Raw genomic sequence first — 10,993 nt, 5'->3', positions numbered from 1 at the left:
AAGGAGCAGGACACCGAGCTGATCTGCACCGGCCAGGACTGCGGCCTGGCATACCCCGTCCGCGACGGCATCCCGGTCCTGCTCGTCGACGAGGCCCGCCGCCCCGCGTAAGAGGCCCACCGCCCCGCACAGAAGGCCGTCGCCCCGCAACGCCGGGGCGCCCACCCCCGCGCTCGACCCCCGCACAGGACCCCCGGCGATCGGAGGCTGCCGCCCATGCTCGACGAATCGCTGCTCGACGCCCCAGAGGGCCTCGCCGAGGCCGACCGCCGAGGCCTCCTCCGCGGCGCGGCGGAGGCCGGCGCCCGCGTACGCACCGCGGCCCGGCACGCCATCGAGGCCGGCGTCGGCGACCTCAAGCCCGACGGCCGGCCCCGCGCCGTCCTGATCGCGGGCCCGGGAACCGCCGCCACCCACACCGCCGACCTCATCAGCAGCCTTGCCGGCCCCGGCAGCCCCGTCACCCGACTGGCCCCCACCGGCGTCGCCCCGGCCGCAGGCGCACTGCGCTGGGACCTCCCGGGCTGGGCCGGCTCTGTCGACCTGCTGCTCATCGCCACCCCGGACGGCACCGAACCCAGCCTCTCCCTGCTCGCGGAGCAGGCCTACCGCCGCGGCTGCTCGCTCGTCGCCGTGGCCCCGCCCCGCACCCCGCTCGCCGAGGCGATGGCCGGCGCGCACGGCCTGTTCGTACCGATGGCGACGTCGCCGTACGACCAGGAAGAACCCCTCGCCGCGTCCTCCCCGGGCGTCTTCTGGGCCCTGCTCACCCCGCTGCTGGCGCTCCTCGACCGCATCGGCCTGCTCACCGCCCCGCCGGAGGACCTGGAGAAGATCGCCGACCGCCTGGACCACATCGCCGAACGCTGCGGCCCGGCCATCGCGACCTACAGCAACCCGGCCAAGACCCTCGCCGCCGAACTCGCCGACACGCTGCCCGTCGTCTGGACGGAGGGCAGCTCGGCCGGGCCCGCGGGCCGCCGTTTCGCCGATGCGCTCGCCGAGCTGGCCGGCCGCCCCGCCCTGGTCGCCGAACTCCCCGAGGCACTCGCCGCGCACAGCGCCCTGCTGGCCGGTCCCCTCGCGGCCAGCGCCGACCCCGAGGACTTCTTCCGTGACCGCGTGGAGGAGACGCCCGCGCTGCACGCGCGCGTGGTGCTGCTCCGCGACCGCCCGATCGGCGGCCTCACCGCCGCTCCCGCCGCCCGTGACCTGGCCCTCAGCCACGACACGCCGATCAGCGAGCTGGAACCGGAGGAGGGCGGCGATCTGGAGACCCTCGCGGAACTGATCGCCATCACGGATTTCGCCGCCGTTTACCTGGCGCTCGCTTCCGGCGCCTGATCTTGCTCCAGGTCGTCCGACCCGCGCCCACCACCGGCGCGGGACCGACGACAGCGCAGGCCGAGCAGCGTACGTACGGAGACAGAGAAACCACATGGACCGCCTCGACAACACCATCCGCCCCTACGCCTGGGGTTCCCCCACCGCCATCCCGCACCTGCTCGGCGTGGAGCCGACCGGCGAACCGCAGGCGGAGATGTGGATGGGAGCGCACCCGGGTGCTCCCTCGCGCACCGCGCGCGGGACTCTCGTCGAGGTCATCGACGCGGACCCGGAGAAGGAACTCGGAGCGAAGGCGGTCGCCAAGTTCGGCCCCCACCTGCCCTTCCTGCTCAAGATCCTCGCCGCCGGCGCCCCCCTCTCCCTCCAGGTGCACCCCAACCTGGCACAGGCCAAGGAGGGCTACGCCGACGAGGAGCGGCGCGGCATCCCCGTCGACGCCCCGCACCGCAACTACAAGGACGCCAACCACAAGCCGGAACTGATCTGCGCGCTCACCGAGTTCGACGGCCTGTGCGGCTTCCGCGACCCGGTCCAGGCGGCCGACCTGCTCGACGGCCTCGGCGTCGACTCCCTGAAGCCGTACGTCGACCTGCTGCACGCCCACCCCGAGGACGCCGCCCTGCGCGAGGTCCTCACGGCTGTCCTCAGCGCCGACCCGGAGGAGATGGCCCACACGGTCGCCGAGGCCACCGCCGCCTGCACCCGCCTCGGCGGCGACTACGCGCCCTACGCCGACCTCGCCCACCACTACCCGGGCGACCCCGGTGTCATCGCCGCCATGCTGCTCAACCACGTCCGCCTGCAGCCCGGCGAGGCCCTGTTCCTCGGCGCCGGCATCCCGCACGCCTACCTCGACGGCCTCGGCGTCGAGATCATGGCCAACTCCGACAACGTCCTGCGCTGCGGCCTGACCCCCAAGCACGTCGACGTCCCCGAACTCCTGCGCATCGTCCGCTTCGAGGCCGGCGACCCGGGCGTACTGCGCCCCGAGGCATCCCCGGACGGCGAGGAGGTCTACGAGACGCCGATCGACGAGTTCCGGCTCTCCCGGTACGTGCTCCCCGAGGGCGGCACCACCCACGACCTCACCCTGGACACCCCGCAGATCCTGCTCTGCACGGCCGGTACCGTCCGGGCCGGCGAACACGATCTCGCCCCCGGCCAGTCGGTCTTCGTCCCGGCCGGCGAGAAGGCCGAGGTGTCCGGCGCGGGTACGGTCTTCCGCGCCACTGTGATCGTATGACCGGGGCTGTGGATACCTGACGCCCCGCCGCCCGGCCGGGCTGCAAGAATGGCCCACCGGCAAAGCACGGGCAAAGACGGGCGCACGCCTGGACGGCGTAGACGTACGAGGGCGAAGGGACAACGCGGACACATGAGCGCGTCAGGCGGTACCAGGGCGATCGTGGCGGCACTCGGCGCCAATCTCGCGATCGCGGCATCGAAGTTCGTGGCGTTCGCGTTCAGCGGCTCCTCGTCGATGCTCGCCGAGGGTGTCCACTCGCTGGCCGACTCGGGGAACCAGTTCCTGCTCCTGATCGGCGGCAAGAAGGCCCAGCGCGAGGCGACCCCGCAGCACCCCTTCGGCTACGGCCGCGAGCGCTACATCTACGCCTTCCTCGTCTCGATCGTCCTGTTCTCCGTCGGCGGCATGTTCGCCATCTACGAGGGCTACGAGAAGATCCTGCACCCGCACGAGATCGAGCGCTGGTACTGGCCGGTGGGCGTCCTCGTGTTCGCGATCATCGCCGAGGGCTTCTCGTTCCGCACGGCCATCAAGGAGTCGAACGAGCTGCGGGGCACGCTGTCCTGGTCGCAGTTCATCCGCCGGGCCAAGGCGCCCGAGCTGCCGGTCGTCCTCCTGGAGGACTTCGGCGCGCTCATCGGTCTGGTCCTCGCCCTCGGCGGCGTCGGCCTCGCCCTGCTCACCGGCGACGGCATCTGGGACGGCATCGGCACCGTCTGCATCGGCGTCCTGCTCGTCCTGATCGCTCTGGTCCTGGCCGCCGAGACCAAGTCGCTGCTGCTCGGCGAGGCCGCGGGCATCGAAGAGGTCAAGAAGATCGAGGCCGCGATCGTCGACGGCGACACGGTCACCGGCGTCATCCACATGCGCACGCTCCACCTCGGCCCCGAGGAGCTGCTGATCGCCGCCAAGATCGCCGTCCAGCACGACGACACGGCCGCCGAGGTCGCGAACGCCATCAACGCGGCCGAGGCCCGCATCCGCGCCGCCGTCCCCATCGCTCGGGTCATCTACCTGGAGCCGGACATCTACAGCGAGGCCGAGGCCGCCAAGGGCCCCGACCCGGAGGCGACCCCGGGCGGCCCGACCCCGCACCCGGTCGGTCACTGAGGGGCTCATCCCCCAAGTCGGCTGTACAGGCGAAGGGCGCCGACGTCACCGTCGGCGCCCTTCGCCTCTCCCGAGGTCAGGAGAGATCAGCTCACCCGACCTCACCGAGCACGTCGAGTACGGCTCGCTCCTCCGCCGCCGCCAGCAGCCGCTCCCGGAAACCGGGGTCCATCAGCTTGCGGGACAGCAGCGCGAGGATCCGCAGATGCTCGTCCCCGGCAGCCGCCTCCGGCACGGCGATCATGAAGACCAGCCGAGCCTTCGTACCGTCCAGCGAACCCCACTCGACACCCTGCGCCGACCGGGCGAACCCCACCACCGGCGCCGTCACCGCGTCCGTCTTGGCGTGCGGAATCGCGATCTCCTCGCCGAGCCCCGTCGTCCCCTGCTCCTCGCGCCGCAGTGCGACCGCCACCAGCTCCTCGACGTCGGCGACCCGCCCACTGCGGCTCAGCAGCTCCGCCATCTCCCGGATCGCGGCCTTCTTGCCGTCCGCGGCGAGACCGACCTGCACCGTCCGCCCGGTGAGATACCCGGAGAGAACCTCAGGCACCTCGCCGGAGGCCTCCGCCGAACCGGCCACCTCCTCGGCGGACGCCCCGTGGAGCACCGCGACCGCCGGAGCGGCGACGGCCGCCACCGGCTCGCGCCGAGCCTGCCCGGGAACGACCGCACCAGCCCCAGCCGGCTCGGGCTCGGCACGCCTGCCGCGCTCGGCCAGGTCCACCAGCGCCACGGTCGTCAATGCCGTCACCGCCGCGCCGATCGCCACGGCCACGAAGAACATCGGCACACCGCTCACCGCGCCCAGCACCGCCACGACCGGCCCGCCGTGCGGCACCGCGTCCTTCACCCCGGCCAGCCCCGCGACCGCACCGGCCACTGCGCCACCCAGCATGTTGGCCGGAATCACCTGCGCGGGCCGTGCCGCCGCGAACGGGATCGCGCCCTCCGAGATGCCGAAGCAGCCCATGAACAGCGCCGCCAGCCCCGTCTCCCGCTCCTGCTCGGTGTACAGCCGCCTGCGGATCAGCGTGGCCAGGCCCTGGCCCAGCGGCATCACCGGGATCGCGGCCGCGCACATGCCCATCACCGTCTGGTTGCCGCTCGCGATGAGTCCGGCGCCGAACAGGAACGCCGTCTTGTTGACCGGCCCGCCCATGTCGAACGCGATCATCAGGCCCAGGATCGCGCCCAGCAGCACCGCACTGCTGCCGGTCATCCCGCCGAGCCAGCTGGTCAGGTGCTCGAACACCCAGGAGATCGGCTTGCCGATGACATAGACGAAGAACAGCCCCAGCGCCGTCGTCGCCACGATCGGGATCACGATGATCGGCATGATCGGCTGTACGAACTTCGGGACCCGGACCTTCTTGATCCACAGCACCAGATAACCGGCCAGGAAACCGGTCACGATCGCCCCGATGAAGCCGGCGCCCGCCTTGGAGTCGTAGAGCGCCCCCGTGTTGGCGATCCAGCCACCGATCATGCCCGGCACCAGAGCGGGCCGGTCGGCTATGGCGTAGGCGATGTATCCGGACAGGATCGGAATCATCAGCTGGAAGCCGATCCCGCCGATCGCGTTGACGTGCGCCCAGAAGGTGCCGTCCGGGATCACGTACCCCTTGGCCGTCGCATGCCCGCCGAGCGCCAGCGAGACCGCGATCAGCAGACCGCCGACGACCACGAACGGGATCATGTACGAGACACCGTTCATCAGCGCCTTGTAGACCGCGCCCCGCTCCTTGCCGCCACCGTTCCCGGAGGCCGGCCCGGTGGCAGCCCCGCCGGGCGTGTGCACGGGCGCCGACCGCACCCGCTCGATCAGCCGCTCGGGGTGGTGGATGCCCTCGGCGACCCCGACCGTCAGCACCCGCTTGCCCGCGAAACGACTCAGGTCCACGTCCTTGTCCGCGGCGACGATGATGCCGTCGGCCGATCTGACATCGTTGTCATCGAGGACGTTCTCGGCCCCGATGGATCCTTGTGTCTCCACCTTCATCTCGATACCGAGGCCCGCGGCGGCCTGCGCGAGCTTCTCTGCCGCCATGTACGTGTGTGCGATGCCGGTCGGGCACGCGGTCACCGCCAGCAGCTTGATCCGCTGCGGCTCGTCACCGCCGCCCGTGGGGGGAGGGCCGGCCGGACTGGTCACGTCGATCTCCTAACGCCTTCGTCACACAAGGCGCCGTCCCGGACGCCTCGCGAGATCGATCGGAACTCCCGATCACCCCGCATCCTGCACCACCCCGCCCACGCCTCAAAAGGAGCGGAATTCCCAGTCCATACCGGTCTGTAGGCTCCCGCCCCACACTTTCCCGCCCCCCACCCACCCGCCTGCGAAACCCCGCTCCGCCCCCGGCCACATCCCCGGAACGACTTGAACTGTTCGCAGGCGGACTGGGGATGGCCCGGCCCTCCGGTGTAGCTTGGGACGGAGCCAGACGTCGCTGCTGATGGCGGTCGGGCGGTCCCGAAGCGGACCGACCGAGGGAGAGAGGGCCTCCGACGGACTGCGCTGCGCGTACGTGGGCATGCCTGTGCCTCTTCTCGGGCACCCCTGTGTCCGCCGCCGCGCAGACCAGCCGTACCCACCTCGACCCAATCCCGAGGAGCAGCTCGCAATGACGACTGTCGACAACCGACAGGACTTCAAGGTCGCCGACCTCTCCCTGGCCGAGTTCGGCCGCAAGGAGATCACCCTCGCCGAGCACGAGATGCCGGGCCTCATGGCGATCCGCAAGGAATACGCCGAGGCGCAGCCCCTGGCCGGCGCCCGTGTCACCGGTTCCCTGCACATGACCGTGCAGACCGCCGTCCTGATCGAGACCCTGGTCGCCCTGGGCGCGCAGGTCCGCTGGGCGTCCTGCAACATCTTCTCCACCCAGGACCACGCGGCCGCCGCCATCGCCGTCGGCCCGAACGGCACGCCCGACAACCCGCAGGGCGTCCCGGTCTTCGCCTGGAAGGGCGAGACCCTGGAGGAGTACTGGTGGTGCACCGAGCAGGCGCTGACCTGGCCGGACAGCCCCACCGGCGGCCCGAACATGATCCTCGACGACGGCGGTGACGCCACCCTCCTCGTCCACAAGGGCGTCGAGTACGAGAAGGACGGCAAGGTCCCCGGCGTCGACACCGCCGAGTCCGACGAGCACCGCGTCATCCTCGAACTCCTGCACCGCACCATCACGGACGGCTCGCAGAAGTGGACCCAGCTGGCCTCGGAGATCCGCGGCGTTACCGAGGAGACCACCACCGGCGTCCACCGCCTGTACGAGATGCAGCGCGACGGCGTCCTCCTCTTCCCGGCGATCAACGTCAACGACGCCGTCACCAAGTCGAAGTTCGACAACAAGTACGGCTGCCGCCACTCCCTGATCGACGGCATCAACCGCGCCACCGACGTCCTGATCGGCGGCAAGACCGCCGTCGTCTGCGGCTACGGCGACGTGGGCAAGGGCTGCGCGGAGTCCCTGCGCGGCCAAGGCGCCCGCGTGATCATCACCGAGATCGACCCGATCTGCGCCCTGCAGGCGGCGATGGACGGCTACCAGGTCACGACCCTCGACGAGGTCATCGACAAGGCCGACATCTTCGTCACCACGACCGGCAACAAGGACATCATCATGGCCTCGGACATGGCCAAGATGAAGCACCAGGCCATCGTCGGCAACATCGGCCACTTCGACAACGAGATCGACATGGCCGGCCTCGCCAAGGTCCCCGGCATCGTCAAGGACGAGGTCAAGCCGCAGGTCCACACCTGGACCTTCCCCGACGGCAAGGTGATCATCGTCCTCTCCGAGGGTCGCCTGCTGAACCTGGGCAACGCCACCGGTCACCCGTCGTTCGTGATGTCCAACTCCTTCGCGGACCAGACCCTGGCCCAGATCGAGCTGTTCACCAAGCCCGACGAGTACCCGACCGGCGTCTACACGCTGCCCAAGCACCTCGACGAGAAGGTCGCCCGCCTCCACCTGGACGCGCTCGGCGTAAAGCTCACCACGCTGCGCCCCGAGCAGGCCGCCTACATCGGCGTGGAGGTCGACGGCCCGTACAAGTCGGACCACTACCGCTACTGAGTCCGCAGGTCCGCAGTTCCTCCGAGGCAGGCCCCCGCACCCCCGTGCCGGGGGCCTGCCCCTTTGGCCTCCGGCCGGACCCAGCCCGTCAAGCTCCAGGACCCCCATGCCCCGCGGCCGTTATTCGCTCCACGATCCGCACGATCACACCCCCCTCGCAGAAGAACACTTCCAGTGCGCCCCCGGCCCCTCCGGCTGGCGCTACGTCTCCCAGCTCACCACCCCCGCGGGCGACCACCTCGGCTCGGTCGACCTCGCCCTGGACGACCTCGGCCGCCCCATCCGCCTCGAACTCCACGCGGGAGGCTGGCAGGTGCGCGGCGCCGCTCTCGACGGCGTCACCTGGGTCCGCACCGACCCCACCGGAGCCCATGCCACCGAAGGCAATGTGCGCGCCCACGCCTTCACCGGCACGTCCCCCGCGTTCCTCGTCGCCACCGCCCGTCTGCTGCGCCTCACCCCCTCGTCCGCCGCGACCCGCGTACGCCTCGTGGCCTTCACGGACCCGGTCCTCGCCCCACGCACCGTGGACCAGTCCTGGGCCTTGGTGAACAGCGAAGCACACGCCACTGACAACGGCCCCCTGACCGTGGACGAATACCAGGTCACAGCCCTGGACACGGGCGAACAGCACACCGTGCACATCGCCGGAGACGTGGTCCTGTCCGCGCCCGGAATCGAGCTGGAAGACCTCCAGTCACCGCCGTCGAGATTCGACTGAGCCCACGCCGCCGAAGCCGGCGGCGCGAGGCGGCCCGCTATGCGGGCGGAGCGAATCCAGTGGAACCCGAACCCGAACCCGTGGCCGGCCGGTCGGACGGCGGCTCATCGCGCTGCGCCGTCGCGGGCGGCGCGGCCGGAGCCTGAGACTGCGGCAAGCCCGGCCCCGGGGACGGGGCGGGCTGACCAGAACCCTGCGGCCAGACCGGGGCCTGAGGCTGATACGCGTTCGGCACGGACGCCTGCGGCCCCGGCGGCGGATAGCCACCGGGCACGGCACCACCAGGCGCGCCGGGCGCGAAACCGGACGGCGCACCCCCGGTCACCACAGGCCCCGGGCCCCCGAAGGCCTGCCGGGCCTCGCGAGCCTGCCGCTCATGGACCACAGCCGCCAGGAAAGCAGCCGGGTGCACGCCCTGCGACGTCGGAGCCCCCGTACGAGCAGCGAGATCGGCAGCGAGTCGTTGCCCCATGTCCCAGGACACCTGAGGATCGAGCTGCTGCATCCGCGTCAGGTACTGCCGGACGGCGAGCCACAGCCCGTCCGGTACGGCCGACAGGTCCAGCTCGGCGAACCGCCCCGCCAGCCACGGCGGAGGCGGAGGCACGAGACCAGCCCGCCCCACGGGAATCCGCTCGCGTACGACCAGGGTGCCCGCGAAGACGTCCCCGAGCCGCCGACCCCGTGCCGACACCAGCGAGGCGATGCAGGCCACGATCCCGAAGGTCATCAGGATCTCGACCACACCGATCGCGCCCCGCACCAGCGCGTGCCGGAACCGGATGGGCCCACCGTCGTCCCGCACCACCCGCAGCCCGAACGCCAGCTTCCCGAGCGAGCGCCCATGGCTGAGCGTCTCCACCGCGATCGGACCGCCGACCAGCACCAACATGAAGGTCGCGATCGACAGCGCGACCTGGGCCGCCTCGTCCAAGGACGCGGTCGCCGCCACCAGCGCGAAGGTCACGCCGATGTACACGAGCACGGCCACGACCAGGTCCAGCAACACCGCCAACGCCCTGCTCGGCAGCTTGGCAGGCCGCAGTTCCAGCGCCACCGCCTCGCCGGTCACCAGCTCACTCACGCCCGCCGTCCTTCCCCTGGTCTGCCTCGTGCAGCGCAAGTCTGCCAAGCTGAGGGCGCATCGCGCCGCAGTAAGACAAGCTGACAGCATCACGAGCCTCCACCACGAGCAGTGGACGACCAGCCGAGGAGCAGGCAGACCCGATGGACCTGGACGTCTTCGTCTCCGCACACCGAGCCGAATGGGACCGCCTCGACGCCCTGCTCCGCCGCCAGCGCCGCCTCAACGGCGCCGAGGCCGACGAACTCGTCGCCCTCTACCAGCGCACCGCCACCCACCTCTCTCTCATCCAGTCCAGCGCTCCCGATCCGCAGCTGACGGGCCGGCTCAGCCAACTCGTGGCACGCGCGCGCAGCGCCGTCACCGGTACCCGCCGCACCTCATGGCGCGATGTCACGCGCTTCCTCGGTCAGGGATTCCCCGCCGCGGTCTACCGCGCCCGCCACTGGTGGGTGCCCACCGCGCTCATCTCGACCGCCATCGCGATCCTCCTGGGCTGGTGGATAGGCACCCACCCAGAGGTGCAGTCGACCATCGCGGCCCCCAGCCAGCTGCGCGAGCTGACCCGCCCCGGCGGCGAGTACGAGACCTATTACTCGAGCCACCCCGCGGCCTCCTTCGCGGCCCAGGTGTGGACGAACAACGCCCGGGCCGCCGCGATGTGCCTGGTCCTGGGCGTCTTCCTGGGGCTGCCCGTGCTCTGGATCCTCTTCGAAAACATGCTCAACCTGGGCGTGGGTATCGGCCTGATGTCCTCCGCCGGCCGTCTCGACACCTTCCTCGGCCTGGTTCTCCCGCACGGCCTGCTCGAACTGACCGCGGTCTTCGTCGCCGCGGGCACCGGCCTCCGCCTCGGCTGGACCGTCATCGACCCAGGTCCCCGAAGCCGGCGTAGCGCTCTCGCCGAGGAGGGCCGGGCCGCGGTGGGCATGGCGATAGGCCTCGCACTGGTCCTCTTCGTCTCCGGTGCCATCGAAGGCTTCGTCACCCCGTCCGGCCTTCCCACGTGGGCCCGCATTGGCATCGGAGTCGCGGCCGAGGTGGCATTCCTGGCGTACGTCTACGTCCTCGGCGGCCGGGCGGTACGCGCCGGCGAGACGGGCGACCTCGACGAGGCCGAGCGCAGCTCGACCCTCCCGACGGCCGCCTGATGTGCGTCCAGGGCCTGTGAGCTGCTAGTCTCCTCTTCGCCCCACGAAACCCGTTGACACGGGTGGAGGGGGGAGGTAGATTCAATGAGTTGCCTAGAACTGGACAAGTTCAGGGCTGATCGTTTAGAATCTATCTGCTTCCCCAGGCGTCGCGACTGTGACGCTGAGAAGCACCCCCGACTTACTACTCAGAAATGAGCGGCCGGTTAGACCGGCCAAAAACTTCTGATAAAGTCGGAACCGCCGGAAAGG

Annotated in this window: 9 protein-coding genes; 7 read left to right on the top strand and 2 right to left on the bottom strand. The window is 70.9% G+C overall.

Translation table 11 applies throughout. The features are described 5' to 3' along the window. The 4 genes from BEK98_RS48710 to BEK98_RS35030 all read left to right on the top strand — a co-directional run. A partial coding sequence (locus BEK98_RS48710) for a Trm112 family protein (protein WP_425276642.1) occupies positions 1-111 on the top strand: 111 nt, incomplete at its 5' end. Positions 112-216: 105 nt separating this feature from the next. Continuing rightward, on the top strand, positions 217-1,344 hold the full coding sequence (locus BEK98_RS35040; RefSeq protein WP_094220776.1) for an SIS domain-containing protein: 1,128 nt from the start codon (positions 217-219) through the stop codon (positions 1,342-1,344). 94 nt (positions 1,345-1,438) lie between these two features. Further along, positions 1,439-2,590, top strand: coding sequence for a mannose-6-phosphate isomerase, class I (manA, locus tag BEK98_RS35035; protein WP_094220775.1), 1,152 nt, complete (start codon positions 1,439-1,441; stop codon positions 2,588-2,590). A gap of 132 nt (positions 2,591-2,722) precedes the next feature. Further along, entirely contained in the window at positions 2,723-3,703 is a 981-nt protein-coding gene (locus BEK98_RS35030) for a cation diffusion facilitator family transporter (protein ID WP_094220774.1), read from the top strand. Between the two features lie 91 nt (positions 3,704-3,794). On the opposite strand, the gene BEK98_RS35025 is transcribed toward BEK98_RS35030, so the two are convergent. Continuing rightward, positions 3,795-5,858, bottom strand: coding sequence for a fructose-specific PTS transporter subunit EIIC (locus tag BEK98_RS35025; RefSeq protein WP_094220773.1), 2,064 nt, complete (start codon positions 5,856-5,858; stop codon positions 3,795-3,797). A gap of 469 nt (positions 5,859-6,327) precedes the next feature. Between BEK98_RS35025 and ahcY the strand changes: the two genes are divergently transcribed. Both ahcY and BEK98_RS35015 read left to right on the top strand, forming a co-directional pair. Continuing rightward, positions 6,328-7,785, top strand: coding sequence for an adenosylhomocysteinase (ahcY, locus tag BEK98_RS35020; protein WP_094220772.1), 1,458 nt, complete (start codon positions 6,328-6,330; stop codon positions 7,783-7,785). Between the two features lie 106 nt (positions 7,786-7,891). Continuing rightward, entirely contained in the window at positions 7,892-8,506 is a 615-nt protein-coding gene (locus BEK98_RS35015) for a hypothetical protein (RefSeq protein ID WP_094220771.1), read from the top strand. Positions 8,507-8,543: 37 nt separating this feature from the next. On the opposite strand, the gene BEK98_RS35010 is transcribed toward BEK98_RS35015, so the two are convergent. After that, positions 8,544-9,590, bottom strand: a complete 1,047-nt coding sequence (locus tag BEK98_RS35010; protein ID WP_094220770.1) for an RDD family protein — start codon at positions 9,588-9,590, stop codon at positions 8,544-8,546. A gap of 143 nt (positions 9,591-9,733) precedes the next feature. Between BEK98_RS35010 and BEK98_RS35005 the strand changes: the two genes are divergently transcribed. Then, positions 9,734-10,741 carry a stage II sporulation protein M gene (locus BEK98_RS35005; RefSeq protein WP_094220769.1) on the top strand — a complete coding sequence of 336 codons (1,008 nt, stop codon included), beginning with the start codon at positions 9,734-9,736 and terminating at the stop codon, positions 10,739-10,741. The last annotated feature ends 252 nt before the right edge of the window (positions 10,742-10,993 follow it).

The sequence above is a fragment of the Streptomyces diastatochromogenes genome (genome assembly GCF_002242805.1).
GTDB classification, from domain to species: Bacteria; Actinomycetota; Actinomycetes; order Streptomycetales; family Streptomycetaceae; genus Streptomyces; species Streptomyces diastatochromogenes.
This window is presented reverse-complemented; position numbering and strand designations above follow the sequence as displayed.